General features: G+C 39.6%; 10 protein-coding genes. 3 read left to right on the forward strand and 7 right to left on the reverse strand.

The genetic code is table 11. From position 1 onward, the window contains the following. Positions 1–115 precede the first annotated feature (115 nt). Positions 116–331 (forward strand): JAB domain-containing protein, encoded by a 216-nt coding sequence (locus A9P82_RS04300; protein ID WP_156522598.1) that lies wholly within the window; start codon positions 116–118, stop codon positions 329–331. Positions 332–605: 274 nt separating this feature from the next. Here A9P82_RS04300 and A9P82_RS04305 read toward each other — a convergent pair whose 3' ends face one another. Next, positions 606–2,999, reverse strand: coding sequence for a hypothetical protein (locus tag A9P82_RS04305; protein WP_156522599.1), 2,394 nt, complete (start codon positions 2,997–2,999; stop codon positions 606–608). 209 nt (positions 3,000–3,208) lie between these two features. On the opposite strand from A9P82_RS04305, the gene A9P82_RS15840 reads away from it, so the two are divergent. Continuing rightward, entirely contained in the window at positions 3,209–3,304 is a 96-nt protein-coding gene (locus A9P82_RS15840; protein WP_369815749.1) for an AraC family transcriptional regulator, read from the forward strand. A gap of 343 nt (positions 3,305–3,647) precedes the next feature. Here the strand turns inward: A9P82_RS15840 and A9P82_RS04310 are convergent, their stop codons facing one another. Continuing rightward, on the reverse strand, positions 3,648–5,090 hold the full coding sequence (locus tag A9P82_RS04310; protein WP_082915221.1) for an amidohydrolase family protein: 1,443 nt from the start codon (positions 5,088–5,090) through the stop codon (positions 3,648–3,650). A 321-nt stretch (positions 5,091–5,411) separates the two neighbouring features. Between A9P82_RS04310 and A9P82_RS04315 the strand changes: the two genes are divergently transcribed. Continuing rightward, entirely contained in the window at positions 5,412–6,776 is a 1,365-nt protein-coding gene (locus A9P82_RS04315; RefSeq protein ID WP_066204510.1) for a T9SS type A sorting domain-containing protein, read from the forward strand. A gap of 1,120 nt (positions 6,777–7,896) precedes the next feature. Here A9P82_RS04315 and A9P82_RS04320 read toward each other — a convergent pair. From A9P82_RS04320 to A9P82_RS04340, 5 genes are read right to left on the reverse strand one after another with little or no spacing between them, the layout of a single operon-like run. Further along, the gene (locus A9P82_RS04320) at positions 7,897–9,954 is read right to left on the reverse strand and encodes a glycoside hydrolase family 2 protein (protein WP_066204513.1); all 2,058 of its coding nucleotides are present in this window, start codon (positions 9,952–9,954) and stop codon (positions 7,897–7,899) included. 26 nt (positions 9,955–9,980) lie between these two features. Beyond that, entirely contained in the window at positions 9,981–12,227 is a 2,247-nt protein-coding gene (locus tag A9P82_RS04325) for a glycosyl hydrolase family 95 catalytic domain-containing protein (protein WP_066209584.1), read from the reverse strand. Positions 12,228–12,266: 39 nt separating this feature from the next. After that, entirely contained in the window at positions 12,267–13,049 is a 783-nt protein-coding gene (locus A9P82_RS04330) for a glycoside hydrolase family 16 protein (RefSeq protein ID WP_066209585.1), read from the reverse strand. Between the two features lie 57 nt (positions 13,050–13,106). Further along, positions 13,107–14,033: a DUF5017 domain-containing protein gene (locus A9P82_RS04335; RefSeq protein ID WP_082915224.1), complete on the reverse strand. Its 927-nt coding sequence runs from the start codon at positions 14,031–14,033 to the stop codon at positions 13,107–13,109. Between the two features lie 21 nt (positions 14,034–14,054). Further along, on the reverse strand, positions 14,055–15,914 hold the full coding sequence (locus A9P82_RS04340; protein WP_066204518.1) for a RagB/SusD family nutrient uptake outer membrane protein: 1,860 nt from the start codon (positions 15,912–15,914) through the stop codon (positions 14,055–14,057). Positions 15,915–15,930 lie beyond the last annotated feature (16 nt).

Raw genomic sequence — 15,930 nt, forward strand, 5'->3', positions numbered from 1 at the left:
ATTTCTATTTTAAAAGTGATTACTATGATATTTTTTAGAAAACATTCAATTAAAAGTAAATTTCAGCAACAGGGGAATAAGATACAACTTCATTCGATACGCCAACCGCAGGTTATTGGTCATCGTGGAAATTTCTTCGGGAGGCATGGCTTGCACAGTTATCGACCCGAAACTGGTATTTGCAGCCGCTTTGAAATCGGCAGCTTCGGCTTTGCTTATTTCGCACAATCATCCGAGCGGCAACCTGCTGCCCAGCGAAGCGGACAAGAAGCTGACCGAAAAAATTAAAGCCGGCTGCAAGCTGCCGGAAATAAATTTTTTGACCACCTGATTATTACCGCAGAGGGTTTACTTCCTTTGCGGATAAAGGGTTGCTATAAAACAGCTCTTTAATTTCTTTGTGTTTATTGCAAGCGTATTGTACGCTTAAATGGTGTCGTCGTCCGGCATCCTCTCTTTTGCAAAAGAAAGGATGGCAAAGAAAAACGCTGAAGCCGCAAAGTAACCCGCTTAGCACGGTTGAGCAGTATTAATTTGCATTGCTCCACTAATAAATAGCAACTTGGGTTAATTAGGTAAACATCATGTATTGTTTAAAATTTGTTTTACCTATCTATCCACTTCACTCCTTTTTCCGCATTGTAACTTTTGCTGAAACTCTTATTCCACAGGACTTTCACACGATTATTATTTTGTAAATTCAAATGAATTTTTGAAATAATTTTTTCATTCGGTGCAATAATAATTGTATTGCCGTTCTTCTTTGCCACACAATTAAAGTACAACAAGCTGCCGTCTTTTCTTTCCAATACATACGCCGATGTAAGCACAACTTCCGCCATACATTTGAATTGTTCATGCACATCGTTGTCCGAACTGTTGGCATCAAACTTATCGGCAATCATGTTCACGTATTGTTCGCCAATCGTGATGCTGTCGTACTTTCCTTCATACGGACTGTATTGATTATCGTTATACTTATCAGGATTTGAGCCTGCAAAATTTTCCGCCTGAATGGTTTTAATATACGGGTCTGCACAAAACGCCCAGCGCAAATCGCCCGTTTTAAAATCAATCAATTGCATTCCGCTGCCGAGCGCATTCATGGTTTGCACCAAATATTTTTCTTCGCCCGTAAGCAAGTACAAATAGTAAGTTGCATACGTTGTCCACGCGCTCCAGCCGTGCGGCGAGTTCATAAAATTATGTCCAAGCAGCACATCATATTGCGCTTCCCAAAAACGCAGCGAACCACCGCGCATACGTGAATCGTTGATGAATAATTGTTCCAGACAATCATGCGCGTCTAAAAATTTCTTTGCCGCCTCTGTATAAAATTTTCTTTTTTCAGCATCGGTTTGCAGCAAAGCAAATTCTGCAATTTGCAAAGCCGAACACGAAATCATTCCGTCTTCAAAAGTCAATTCGCCTTCGGTATCAACTGCATCGAAACCGCCCGTCAATTGGTCGATTGCACGTTTTACAGAGTTGTAATGTTTTTCGTAAGCCTGCGCCCATTCGTTGTTGTCATGCGCCAAAGTTTTTTCCGCAGCCATCAGTTCCATAATACTTTTTGCAATATAGATAACGCTTGTGTAATGCGTTTTTCCGCGACGAAATGCGCCGTCCGCAGATTGTGTGTGAGCAATAATCCAATCTGTCAAACTTTTCGCGGCTTCTAAATCCTGAATGTTTTTATCGGCTAAATATTTATCCACCAAAATACCGATGGTGGTTGTATGATTTTGAATGCGGTAAATATCTTCGGTAGGTTTCCAATGATGCGCCGTGTCGTACATTAAAGACATCACCAAGCTGAAACGCTTATCTGTCGCGGTGTTCAGCGCATTATCAGGAAAATATTGCTGCGCTAAATATGCAGAATAAAAGCCGTACCAGTTCTCACAATTATAACTTGCTTTCTGTGTATATTTCAACGCGCCGAGCCTTGCTTGTTGTATATACCAACCGAAAGATTTTAGTACAGAAATTTTTGCTTCGGTGGTTTTACCTAAGTTATTAGTTGCCTCAAAAGTGTAAACACCTGTGCCGGATTTTGGCAAACAATCCACCTGATAAATATTATCGGAAATTTTCTTTGCAGGAACAGAAACAATTTTTCCGTCAGGATTTTGTACCGATAATTTTACATCCTGCGCATAAATTTTAAAACGGAAATTTTCGCCTTCATCCAGCGAAGTAACAGGAATATCGAACGACGGCGCTTGCGTTAATTGTTGCAATGTTTGCGCAACATTTTTTCCGCTGTCGATATTTTTAAAATAGATTGTCCAAGACTTTTTTTCGTGCGGCGCAAGCGATGCTAAATTTTGCGGATGCCGCGCCGGTAAAGGATTTGCGTTAAGTAAATCAAGATTAAAAGTATAAATGCGATGCCCGTAAAAATATGCTCCGTTCGGGTCGCCGTAACCGAAATTATATTCCAAACTATACGAAGCAATCGCATCGGGCGAAGCCACGCCAAGCAACTGTCCGTCGGGTGTTTGCAAGTAACCTGTAAAATGTGTTTTTTCACAACGCAGCATCGTTGGGAAATAAACATCATTCCATTGCGGATAACCCGTCATATAATTGGAAATACCTATTTTTAATCCCAATGTTTGAGGCTCGAACACTGTACCTGAAAGGTTTTCAGCCGTTGCAACAATGGCAAGTTGAGCGTTTTCGATTTTATATTCTAAAGAAAGATGAACATTGTTGATTGTTCCTTCATACACATTATTTGCCTGCTGATGCAAATCAACCGTTGTTTCTTTTTCGCTATTTTTTCCGTCGATAAAATAAAACGAAAAACCTTTGTACGCATCTTTTCGCACTGGAATACTTGTCCACTTTCCTTGCTTGTTTTGCGCAAGCGAATCAAGTGTTCCGTTATTATTTATTTGTAAATACCAAGATTGATTTTTTAATATTTGCTGCGCTTGCACAATACGACATAAGAACGCAATCATTAACAAGACAAATATTTTCTTATACATCCTACAATTTTTTGAAATTTAAAAATAATCGATTTGGTTGATGGTTGCGAACGAAAACGTTTGTTTAGAGGTCGTTTCCTGTGTTCGGCAGGCTTACTTTGGCTGCCACATTATATGCATTCGTATAAGTTGCCTATAATTCGACAATACTTGTCAGCGTTTTCGTAGGGATATCCCATGTTACGGCATTGACAGCGCTTAAGGATGCGATGACAGGTTTTAGCGACCCTAAATACTTCAGTAAACAATTTAAAAAGCAGTTTGGAAAAACGCCATACGAATTCATTCAATCCAGGGATATATAAGTCTCAAATTAAGAGTCTGTTTATAAATTGAAAATCATAATGAGATTTCTCGGTCATACTTTCCCCGAAATAAGGGAGCAGTTTTTGATTTTTTCCTCATATCATCATTAATTTTAGTGATAATTAAGAACGCAGACAACATCATTTCTCTCTGCAGTCGAAATCTCAAATTAACGTTTGAGATATTTTTTTTAGACTTTTAATATAATTAAAATGTATGTAGAATGAGGAAAATAATGCATAAAATTAATAAAATCAATATCCAAGCAACTTAATTTTATCATTACAAAAGACTGCTTCTTTTATTCTAATTGTTGAAAATTCAGAAATAGCCCGTAATTATTTATTCTATTCCTACCATTCCCTTAACCGACTCGAATAATTTCTTAGAATCGTAGCCTATACCATTTTTGAAAACCATTTCGGTATTGCGAATATTCTTAACGTTTTTCTCAAGGTCCCCGTTTATTAAAGTAAAATCTGCAATCTTGCCCTTTTCTATTGTGCCCGTCTTGTTGATAATGTTTAGATATTGAGCGCCATTCAGCGAACATATTTTAATAGCTTCAGGTAGTGAGAAGCCGCTTTCGACTAAAAGCTCAACGGTATGACGATTGGCATACCCCGGAACAACTCTACCTACACCGGTTGGGTCTGTTCCGGCTAAAAGCAAGCCGCCTCTATCGTAAAATTCCCTTACCCAATGCATATCTTTTTTATACATAGCGGCGTCTGCCGAATCTCTGTTCAGATAAGTATTGTATATCATTTTTATCTTTTTCCTGAACTGCGGAGCCAGCGCTTCCATACCGCCGCCCGGAACTGTATCACGTCCGGTGTATGGCTCAAATACGTTCGGCGTTACCGTTAACGCTGTTTTATTTTTTATTAATAGTCCGATAAGCGCTTGTATCTTCGGGTCGTCTTCCCGAAGCTTCTGCAACGATTGATATACGGCAGCCTGATTGCAAACATCTTCCTTTTTACCGGGAACAAAATCACTCGCCACCCTGAAACTATGTTCCAGATTATCAATACCGGGATTTGATGCTTCGGCATAAGTTACAGAACATAGATGAGCCGTTACTTTCAAGCCGCGCTTGTGCGCCGCTTCAACGGTTTGACGAACATCTTCACGCGTAACATTATTATATAGTTTAAAAGAAGTTACACCTCTGTCTGCCCAATAATTCACTAATTGGGTTGCTTCATTCGGTTTCTTCATAAAACCGAGTTCGGGAATTTCCAAACCCGCTCGTTCAATGTAAGGTCCCGTAACATCCATATTCGGACCAACCTCTTTTCCTTCATTAATCCAATCTTTAATATTCAAATCGGTTTGCGGCTCGATACTGCCACCGGTACGAATAGTTGTAACACCGGCCGCCAAATAAAGACGTGGCGCGCTGAATTGCATTTCTCCGACACTATAGTTTCCGTCAAATATTTTAGGATAAAAGAGATGTTCATGCAGCATTATAAGTCCGGGTATCAGCGTTTTTCCCGTGCCGTCAACAATATATACTCCTGTAGGAATTTGTACGACCGATGATGCTCCTACATTTTCAATTATATGATTTCTAACAATAATAGTCTGGTCTTGCTTTATATCTTTTCCCGTGCCGTCGATGAGCGTTACATGTGTTATAGCGAACAAAGGAGTATCAATGCTGATGAATCGTTTTACTTTATTTGTGAATGTCTGTGCGACAGAAAAGTTGCCGTATGTTAAAAGGATAGACAACATAAGCATAATTGAAGTGCAGACAGATAATTTCCTTTTCATAGGTATATTTTTCAGGTTTTATATTTAGCGGAATGGAATATTGCCCATTTTTTCTATACAAAGAAATAAAAAAATATAATTAAACCAAGTTTCGAGTTCTAAAAACAGGCATTTAAAACTGATGTACAGGAAGTTGCGTTATATCTATGTATAATTGTCATCAATAATTTTGATAAAGTTAATATTTTTTTATAGTATCTTTGTTGACGTGGATGCCTAGTCTTGCTGCGATAAAGTTTTCTATATTCTTCTTCTTTTAAATTAAATTCAAAAAGCGACTAACCTTCTAAAGATTTTGAATATTATAAAAATAACATAACCATGAATAACAATTTGCCTTCTTTCAAAAAGCATCTCCTGTATGGAGCATTTCCGCTGCTGCTGTTAATAATGAATCTCCCGGCAGTCAAAGCACAATATATTGATCATGACTCTACGCTTACGAGCGATGGCTCATACCCTTCGTTGGGGTGGCCTGCCGGCGTAACCATTACAATACCTGCGGGAACAACCGTTACTGTAACCGGCAGTTATGGCGGCGGCGACCTTATGGTATTCGGCAATCTGATTGTCACTGGCGGATTGCAGGTTGGCGGTAATATGGAGGTTCATCCGGGAGGAAGCATGACTACCGGCGGCGATCTTACCACCATGTTTGTAGTGGTGGACAACAGAGGTAGTCTTACAGTAAATGGAGATTACTATTCCAATGATGGTTCTACTTACCTCCTTTCAGATTATTATAATTCGGGGGCAACCGTTACGGTTAACGGAACAGCACATTATAATTCAGGCGGGCTCAAGCTGGACACCGGAACCGTGTTAACCACAGAAAACCTTTCGTTCCATAACCCTGATAACTACGTTTACGGCACCATTAATAATGCGGGTACGCTAACGGTAGCTACCGGTCCGGAAACGATGGACTGCCCGGCAAAGATTATAACAGGCAGCTTAATTAACACTTCTTCTGAAAATGCGTTTAACGGCGCAGGTTATATTAAGGTTACAAATTCATTTACAAGCACAAATTCATTTACTCCGGATTCTACTATTGTTCTAGACCTATCTACCGCAACGGGAGACACCTCCGGGAACAGGGGAAAAGCAGCTTACGGCACGGTTTCTCCCTGCTCAGGAGTAGCTTTGCTTATTCAACTACAGAACTTTACTGCAAAAAAACAGAACGATGGTGCTTCAGTACTTCTTCAATGGCAGACTGCGGTCGAAATAAATAACAAAGGCTTTTATATAGAACGTAGCCCGGATTCAAAAACATGGCAAACACTCAACTTTATACAAAGTCAGGCAAATCAAGGCAATAGTCAGCAAATGCTTAATTATCAATATAGCGATAAGCACCCCAACATTGGAATTAATTATTATCGACTGAGGCAAGAGGATATTGACGGGCATATCTCGTACAGCCCGACGCGTATTTTGGATCTGCACAATAGTTCTATAACATTATCCCCTAACCCAACGAGTGGACAAGCGGTTTTAAAAGGCTTAACGGGCAGCGAACGAATTTTGGTAAATAATGAGTCGGGTAAACTTGTTAAGTCATTAGAAGCAAATTCAAGCGAAGCTATAATAGATATTTCCACATCTTCCGCCGGGGTTTACTTCATACGTGTTATAGATAATGCCGGTAATATTACTCATTTCAAACTCATAAAGAAATAACAATATACCGGTAAGCTTTTTAGTTTTAATAAACGAATATATCCTACCAAGTGCATAATTAAAGAGACTGTCTAAAAAGTCAAGACAGTCTCTTTCTTATTCAGGCACATGACGGAATCATAGTGTTGCTTATACAATTCTCTTATAGAGTTCATCAACCTTTTTACACACCCTCTTTAACGTTTTATATGTCATATCATGATATTTTGAACAACAACCTCTATCAAATTTCATAACGGAAATAACAAATAAACAGACTGCTTAAGCTGTGAGTACAGGCATTTTTTGCCGTTTTACCATGAGTTTGCAAATCATAATGGTGTAACCCTTATTAAAAGCGCGACAGGTTATTTAGCTGAAACTTTTTCTTTCACATAGTTTCTGAAATCTTCTTGCGTAGCAAACTTGGAAAGCTTTCCTTTGTCCAAATCATCGTCCATTTAATCAAGTGCTGCTTGCAATTCGTCAGAAAGTTGAATACCTTCTTCCGCATCAATTTCTACTTTTAGAAATTCATAAAGGCTGATTACACGCATATCTTCAATGTCATCTATAATGTAATGAAGTCTTTCCCGTGCCGTAGCTGCATCTGTCGTTGCTATTGCTGTTATAACAAAAAATTTCCTTCGGTTTTCTTATCCGCGATGAACCATTTTGCTCAACACCGCCGTTAAACTTTCGGTTGACTGTAACGTTTAAAGTAGTCCATATATTAAGAGTCAAGTGCGTATTAAGTCCGTATCAGGTGCGTATTATTTCCGTAGATAATTAACAGGTACCTGCAACATACAAGCGATATAAGGAAAGGATACTTTAAAGATTTCTGCATACAGTAGTAAAGCGCATCTGTACAAATATTTTCTAAAACAAAAAAGAGGGTGTCTTCTATGTTGAAAACCAAGCTTCGTATAAAAATAACAAAAATTATTATTTGGACTCATCTGCCAATGGGGGCATTTTATAAAACCGGCAGTATTTTGCTTCCGCAGCGTAAATGCACCTAAATCTCAAAATAAAAATGAGGCTGACCTTTTTAGAAGACAGCCTCGTTTTTATTTTCAAATACCGTAACTTATAAAACCGTATATCTTTCTTTGACTTTTCATCAAAACCTAATTGATTATTTTAAGAACCATTTTATTTCATCCGTATAAGGTTGATTGTTTTTAAACCCTTTTGCAGATATAATGTTTACGCCTTTTTTCAAACGGACATTATTGAAAATATAATCCACTTTGGTTGTGCCTATTGCGGGGTTTGAAATCTTCTTTCCATTCACAAAAAGTTCCGGCGTGGAGATGTTGGAATAAACCGTAACATTTGTGATTACAGTTTTGCGCAGCGAATCTCTTCTGCCTGTAATGTATAAAACAGGTTCGTCGCTCCAGTTGGCTTTGTACCAATAGAACGCATCTTTTTTCACTTTTCTGTCGAATGTAACCAAGCCTTTCATGTTCCGTCCAGGCACACCGCCTCGATTCCATAAAGGTGTAGCAAAGTCAAACATATTCCAAACGTATGTTGCAAACAAGTAAGGATGTTTTTCAATAATTCCCCATTGCACTTCGTGTAATTTTGTCTGATAGTTTTCGGGAAAATATTGTCCGTCATATTGCGGCGGCGTTAAGGTGTCTGTTTCATTTTGTTGATTAATGTTGGCTTCTGCACCATATTCTGCAATCGCAATTTTTGCATCCGGATAATTTTTTTCTGCATTCTCAATCCATTGTTCCAAATCATTCATCTTCCCTTCGTACCAACCGAAATACCTGTTCACGCCTTGCAAATCGGTATGAAAATTTTCTGAACGACTGATTTGTCCATAACCATTGGTACTTATTGAATATCTGTCAGGGTCTTCTGTTTTTGCAATATCATTTAACCGTTCGATGAGTTGAGAAGTATAATCTTCCGGCGTTTTTTCATACACTTCATTCGATGTTGCCCAGCAATAAATTGAAGGATGATTATAATTCTGTCTTATCAATTCGGTCATTTGTTGTTCGGCATTATAAGCCTCTTGTCCCGAAACGGCGTTTACAAAAGGAATTTCTGTCCATACGAGAAAACCGATGCTGTCGCAATCGCTGTACACACGCTCGTCTTGCTGATAATGTCCGAAGCGAACGGAAGTGGCGCCAATCTCTTTTATCATTGCCATGTCGCTGTCGTGCTGCGCATTGCTGAGCGCATTTCCGTAACCCAAAATATCCTGATGACGGCACACGCCGTACAAACGATAAGGCTTTCCGTTAAGATAAAAACCTTTTCCGGCAACTATCTCAAAGCTGCGCACACCAAGCGGTTGCGTCACTTCGTCAAGCAAAGTATCGCCACTGTAAATGCCTGCAATTACTTTATACAAATACGGGTCTTTTCTTCCGTTCCACAAATGCGGATTTTGCAAATGAATGGGCTGGTCAAAAGTTTGTCGTCCTTGCGGTAACACAATTATTTGTTGATTTTCTTGTTGAACCAAACGATTAGTTTCATCATACAAAGCAGTTTTGAATGTTATATTTTTTGTTGTACGGTAAGCATTATCCAGCTTAATTTTTACATCAATATCTGCCGATTTTTCCGAAACATTTTTCTGTGAAATATACACGCCCGAAGAAGCATAATCAGTTGTTGTAATATTGAGTTTATCTGTAACAATCAACGAGACAGGTCGATAAATGCCGCCGTAAATCGGAAACAAAAAATTATTGATGGGGATAATGTCTTTGCGTGGCGTATTGTTTACTTTAACCGTAATTGTATTCACGGAATCAAACTTCAACATATGACCGATTTCAAAACAAAATGCTGCAAAACTTCCTTTGTGTTCGCCGATGAAATGACTGTTTACATATACATCCGCCACTTGCCCCACGCCTTCAAAACGAATGAAAACTTTTTTGTTTTTCCATGCTTTATCGGCGGAAAAAGTCTTTCTATAATACGCATCTCCTGTATAAAATTTTCCCACAGTTTGCATATCATTTTTGTTCCAGGTATGCGGAATATTTACTTGTTGCCAGCCCGTTAACCGTGCGGCTTTCTTGGATGTATCGGGTGCTTTTGCAAATTGCCAATCATTGTTCAGCGGAATAATCTGTCTGCCTTGCTGTGCATTTACAATTATCGGAAAAGAAAAAAGAAAGAAGGAAAGAAAAATTCTTAAATTAAATTTCATCACGTTTTTATTAAAATAATTTAATGCTAATTATTGTTCGATACTTTTGACGATGCGCTTTTTGTTCCCCAAGAATTTTGTCCATCGTTTTGCAAAACAGGTTCGACAGGAATTTTTAAATCGTTTTCATTTGAATAAATGATTACTGTTTGTCCCTTTCTCAAACCGACTTGATATGTGTCGTATCCTTTATATGCAAGGGTTACAGCCTGCTTACTTTTTGTTTGAAGATTGCCTTTCATATCTGTAACAAAGGTACATTTCCCCCCCGCAAGACTTTCGATTTTTAGCCACTTTGTTTTACCGCTTTTGCGGACTGCCGAAATTAAAAACGCGCCGTCTGTTCTCATATTTTCAAATGAAACATTCTGCCAGCTCATTGGAACAGCCGGAAACACACGGATTTTGCCGTTCCGGCTTTGCAACAATAATTCCTGCAAAGAAGTTGCGGCAGCCAGTGGTGTTTCAATGACAGGTCCGCTCTCGAGATACAAAGTATTCGGTTTTACATAACGACTAAATAATTCGTTTAAGTAATTTAATGCTTCATCTCCTTTTCCCATAGTTGCATAAATGGACGCGCCGCCCGTGAAAGAATAGCCCTGAAACGCGCCTTTCAAACTGTGCCAGTGCTCCAAAGATTTTGCAATTAAACTGCGCTCGTTTTCGTTATCCCAATTCAGCAAATGCAAGGGATAAATCATCAGCAAATGCGAATAATGCCTGTGCGATTGTGCAAACGCAACATCGCGTCCGATGCGCAACCCCGTGCTGTCCGCGGGATACGGCGTAAGACTTTGCATAACATCTTTCCATGTATTTGCAAGACTATCGTTCGGCGCAATGTTCAATAATGTTTCACAGCCCCAGCGAAACAGCGACAAAGCATAATTGCAATCTCGCGTAATACCATCGGGATATTCAGGCGAATATGTTTTTGGAAGATGATATTTCCCGTCAGCTTCTTTGTGCATTACATCGATAAAATAATTAACGCTGCGCTTGAGAACCGGTAATAAATTTTGCGCAATGGTTTCATCCTTTGAATAAGAATAATACTGCCAGTAATAATACAAGAGCCAGGTTAAATCGCCAAGTTCCAGTTCGCTCGGCGATGCAGTCGAATCATATTCTTTAAAAACTTTCAGCGGCGAAATCATATCCAAACTGCTCGAACGTGCGATGGCTGCTGCGTTGTAGCGATATTGCTGTGGCGCATTATTGATTAAATGCTGAAAATTCTTATCAATGTTTTTAATGAATGGCTCAACCATTTCCAAATGATTCGAATTAAACATCGGCGAATAAGTAAGCTCGGTGTTTAAATTGTTCCAATATGCGGGCCATGGCGTGGGCGCAAACCAAGGTCCCATCAAATCAATCGGTAAAGTATTGCTGCGCGTGGCGGATGCTATTTTGTATAACTGAATCCAGTAAAAGCTCTCGGCTTTCGCATCGGGTAAAGACAAAAAACTTTTTTGATAATATTGATGCCACCATGCTTGGTGTGCAGAAATTATTTTTCCAAAATCTTTATGAGATGCAGTGTTTACGGCACTTACAGCCTGTTGCAAAGATGAATGTGAGGTGTCGTAAGCGACCGTAATAAAAGTTGTTTTTGCATTTTGGTTGTCGGAGAATGTTTCCCATGCAGTCGTATAATCGCCGCCGGCAAGCATTGGTTGCAAAGAATAATTGATGCTATTTTGTTTACCGGTTTTATTTTCGGGATTGGCAGGGAAATTTTTTATGGGATGAAAACTGAATCGCGGACTGATGGATTTTTCCGCCACCCAGTCCCATGAAAAGTTATTTTCGTCGCCTTCGGTTTTTGTTTGAAAAATAACGACATTTTCTTTCGCGACGGAAAGGCTCCGCCAAAATATTTTTCCTTTGTCCGTTTCTACAACACCCGTCGCTTCTGCGTTCCAGAGATTTAACCGTGCCGTGTTTTTTATAATTTTCCCAACAGGTTTTAATAAAAAATACCCGATTGGCAAACGAGCTTTTGTATAGAGTTCAGAAACTGTTGTATCGTTTCGATGGTCTGCAACATCGGTTCTTCCAATTTCAATGCGCAACGAGTTAGTATCTTTCATATAAATCATATCGCCGAGCAAACCATTGCCTGTAAAAACTCCTTCCCCCCACTTTGTAGTAAGCGTATCAAACGACATATCGTTACGCGAAAGAAACTTTTGCCAGTCAATATTTTGAGCATTCGCTTGAAGAAACAGAAACAGAAAAAATATAAAGGAAAAGTGTTTTTGCATTTTACAAGATTTTTTTGCCGGCATTACTTCAAGTTCAATTCATTTATAGACTCTGACGTAATCAATGTAATATTTTAAAGGCAATATGCCGTCGCTCAGCTTCCCGCCCAGCGTTCCGGGTCTGCCCAACGCTAAATTAATCAATAGATAAAACTTTCCATCGAGAATCTTTCTTGCTTTTTTATCGACCTTAGTTAAATCAACTGCAAGATATTTGATGCTGTCGTAATAAAAACAGATGTTGTCTTTATTTCTTTCAACGGCATAAATATGGAATCCATCATACGGCGCGCCCACAATAGGTTGCGCGCCTTGATGTTCATACTCTCCAAGACGATTGGCATAATGCAAAGTTCCATATACTTTGGAAGAATCTTTACCTACATATTCCATGATGTCAATTTCTCCGCAGTCGGGCCATTTTATTCTTCCATGATTTACACCCAACATCCAGAATGCCGACCAGCTTCCAAGACCTTTCGGAACTTTTGCCCGCATTTCAATTCTTCCATATTGAAAAGATGCCTTGCCTTGTGTTGTTATACTTGCAGAAGTATATTTTGAATCTTTGTAGTTTTCTTTTCTTGCTTCAATTACAAGACAACCATTTTCGACACTGCAATTTTCCGTTCTTCCGATTGTATAATATTGCGGTTCATGGTTTCTTACCAAGCCTTTTTCATAGCCCCACTTTGTACTGTCCGGCAATCCAGTGTAATTAAATTCGTCTGACCATATCAACTGTCTTTTAATTTGAGATTTGACCTGTCCTGCATTTATTACCAAAAACATGATTGCTAAAATACCGCCTCTTATTTTCATAGTATATTTTATTGTTTGCATTCACTGACAAGCAATCGTCAAATTCTGCATATCTTCTTACTGCGTAACTTTGATATTGAACTGTTTGATTACCGTTTTCTCATCGTCAGCAGAACTGTTGAATATAACAAATGTTGCCGTGTATGTTCCCGTGGCAGCATACGCATAATCATATTCGGGAACATCCGGCGAACCGATATTCTTAATCGGAACAGATGCATCCGGTGCAACCTGGTTTACATATAATGGCTGACTTACTATCCAGCTTGTATTATTCGGCGCAGTTGCATTGCCGCCAACAACCTGTAATTGAGCGGTGGTGCTTGTCCAGTTGGCAGAAGAGCCGTCAATTTTAAATTTGGTCCAATATGCATTAGCTGTTGCTGTGGTTGAAACCGGCAGTTCGGTACTGTCCGGTAACAAAGCATTAACTACATAATTGGTAATAGTCCATGTGCGTTGTGTAGAACCGGTAGCGCCTGTATAAAGAAAAGCTATCATCAAAGAATCTGTGGGATTTTTTACAATATCGTCTAACCTGATTATGCCTGAATTGGTAGCAGTAGCTGACGTTGCAAGCGTTGCCCTGTTTGTAATATCTGTCCAGTCTGCATTCACAATATCCGCAGAATCTAAGGAAAGCAGACTATTGGTAGCCAGAACCTTTAACGTATTACTTTGGGCTCCCCATTGTAAGGTTGAAGTAAACGACAATTCAGGAACAGCTCCCGTTACCGTTGAGCGGTTTCGATAAGCATAATTATGACCCGCATCGCCGGTATAAACTGCAATGTTTTCTGCATTGCCCGTAATCATAAATCGAACCGTATCGCCAAGTTTATATGTAAAAGTATCCTGTACGGCTTGCGTATTAGCAATGGTTACATCTGCTGACGGCGATGAAACATGAATTTCCTTTTTACATGCTTCCAATAAGAGAAGTACGGAAAAAAATGTTAGATAAATAAGTCGTTTGAAGTTCATAAAAATTAATTTATAAGGTTATTAGTATCCTGTATTCTGAGTTAAAAGATTGTTCAAAGACAATTCATACTGCGGTATAGGAAGCAGCAGGTTTCTTGCACTTATGTTATATGCAGCTACAGCGGGACCTGTTGCACCGGGCTGCCCGCCGGTTAAATTAGGAACACCGTTGGCTAAAGCATAAGCCAGAAAATCTTTCATGTCGTTGATAAAATTGCCCCACCGGATTAAATCGGAACGTCTTAAATTTTCAAAACACAGTTCTCTTGCCCGTTCATCGCGGATAGCTTGTTGAAATTCCGTTTTGGAAAGTCCGGGTGTTAAATCTGCATCGGTACCTGAGGTTATTGTTGCAATAGCTGTTGCGCCTGTGCCACCGCCCCCGCTGAGTGTAACTGTGGGTGCGGAGGTATAATATGGACCGGTTGATATATTTCCCGAATTAGTAATTATTATGGAAGTAACAATGCCATTTGCAACCGTAGCAGTTGCAGTGGCTCCTGAACCACCGCCGCCTGTAATAGTTACGGTTGGGGCAGATGTATAACCGGAGCCGCCGTTGGTTACAGCAATTGATTTTACTTTGTTTCCATTTAAAATTCCCCAGCCTCGTCTTCTCACTTGGTTAATGTCACCATAAGCAAGCGCGTCGGGGCCGTTTACCTGATTCTCTGCTTCCGCCTGCATCAGCAATACATCGGAATAACGCAGCAGCGGATAATTGCATGGCGTAGTGTTTTTGGCTTTGGGTGTTACCACTTCGTATTCTCTTCTAAACTTACCGGCATTCATTAACCAAGGGTTTGTAACCGTAGTTTTTGTAGCGGGTACGGAACTGCCGTAATTATAATTGGCGCAATTCCAATCCCTGCGCAAATCAAATGATGCCTGCGGCGTAGTCTTGCTCGCTGAATCAATTCCATAAGAATCAAATAATTTTTTACTAACCGTAGTCCATCCGGCAGAGTTTCCGATATTCGGGTCGGCACACTGAATGCCGGCGTAATTACCTAAAACATTGCCGCCTTCGGCGCTTCCGATATTATTGCCATAAAACTCTACTTCCCAAATACACTCTTTTACATCATATTTATCTTCTTCAAGGTTTTGGAAAATTTGTGCGTAATCAGGATTAAGTGCATGCTGCCCGGAGTTCACAACTTTGGTAGCCCAGGTTAAAGCGTCTTTGTATTTGGAAACATCATTCAAAGGATAACCAGCCATAGTAAGGCACACACGGGCTAATATGCCGTCAACAGCAGTTTGAGAAATTTTACCGCCATAACCAATTGAATCTGCCTGTTGGGTTTGCAATAATCCTTCCGCCGTAGTCATATCGGTCAATATCTGCGCATAAACTTGTTTAATGGGTGTACGAGCAATGTTTACATTTGTCAAGGAAGACGTTGGCTCAAGTATTAAAGGCACATCGCCGAAATTGCTTGTCAGCAGAAAATAATAATATCCTCTCAGGAATAAAGCCTGACCTTCAATCACGTTTCTTGCCGTTGAATCCATATCCGGCTTGTTGATATTGGCTAATAACAGATTGGCGCGCGCAATTCCGAAATAGCAGCTTTGCCAGAAAGTAGTAACGGCTGCATCGCTCGCATTGTATGTATAGTAAGCTTCGGACGGAACGCCTGTTGCTCTTGTACAGCTTTCGTCAGTACTTATATTCAACGTCCATCCGTAATAAACTGCGTACAACCCGGCGCTGCCTAATTCATCATATACGCCATTGAGCGCAGTTTGCAACTCGTCCGCAGTTTCATAATAATTTACAGGCGTAATAAAAGCCGTGGGCGTAGTATTTAATTCTTTTTTACAGGAAGCTATACCGATAATCAACAATACAGCGAAAAAATATTTGTATCTCATATCTTTAGAATTATTG

Source organism: Arachidicoccus sp. BS20, from assembly GCF_001659705.1.
Taxonomy (GTDB): Bacteria; Bacteroidota; Bacteroidia; order Chitinophagales; family Chitinophagaceae; genus Arachidicoccus.

Excerpts from the sequence above, each read along its gene's own strand:
- A9P82_RS04305 (WP_156522599.1), bottom strand. The coding sequence starts at position 2,999 with ATGTATAAGAAAATATTTGTCTTGTTAATGATTGCGTTCTTATGTCGT.
- A9P82_RS15840 (WP_369815749.1), top strand. The coding sequence starts at position 3,209 with ATGACAGGTTTTAGCGACCCTAAATACTTCAGTAAACAATTTAAAAAG.
- A9P82_RS04310 (WP_082915221.1), bottom strand. The coding sequence starts at position 5,090 with ATGAAAAGGAAATTATCTGTCTGCACTTCAATTATGCTTATGTTGTCT.
- A9P82_RS04315 (WP_066204510.1), top strand. The coding sequence starts at position 5,412 with ATGAATAACAATTTGCCTTCTTTCAAAAAGCATCTCCTGTATGGAGCA.
- A9P82_RS04320 (WP_066204513.1), bottom strand. The coding sequence starts at position 9,954 with ATGAAATTTAATTTAAGAATTTTTCTTTCCTTCTTTCTTTTTTCTTTT.
- A9P82_RS04325 (WP_066209584.1), bottom strand. The coding sequence starts at position 12,227 with ATGCAAAAACACTTTTCCTTTATATTTTTTCTGTTTCTGTTTCTTCAA.
- A9P82_RS04330 (WP_066209585.1), bottom strand. The coding sequence starts at position 13,049 with ATGAAAATAAGAGGCGGTATTTTAGCAATCATGTTTTTGGTAATAAAT.
- A9P82_RS04335 (WP_082915224.1), bottom strand. The coding sequence starts at position 14,033 with ATGAACTTCAAACGACTTATTTATCTAACATTTTTTTCCGTACTTCTC.
- A9P82_RS04340 (WP_066204518.1), bottom strand. The coding sequence starts at position 15,914 with ATGAGATACAAATATTTTTTCGCTGTATTGTTGATTATCGGTATAGCT.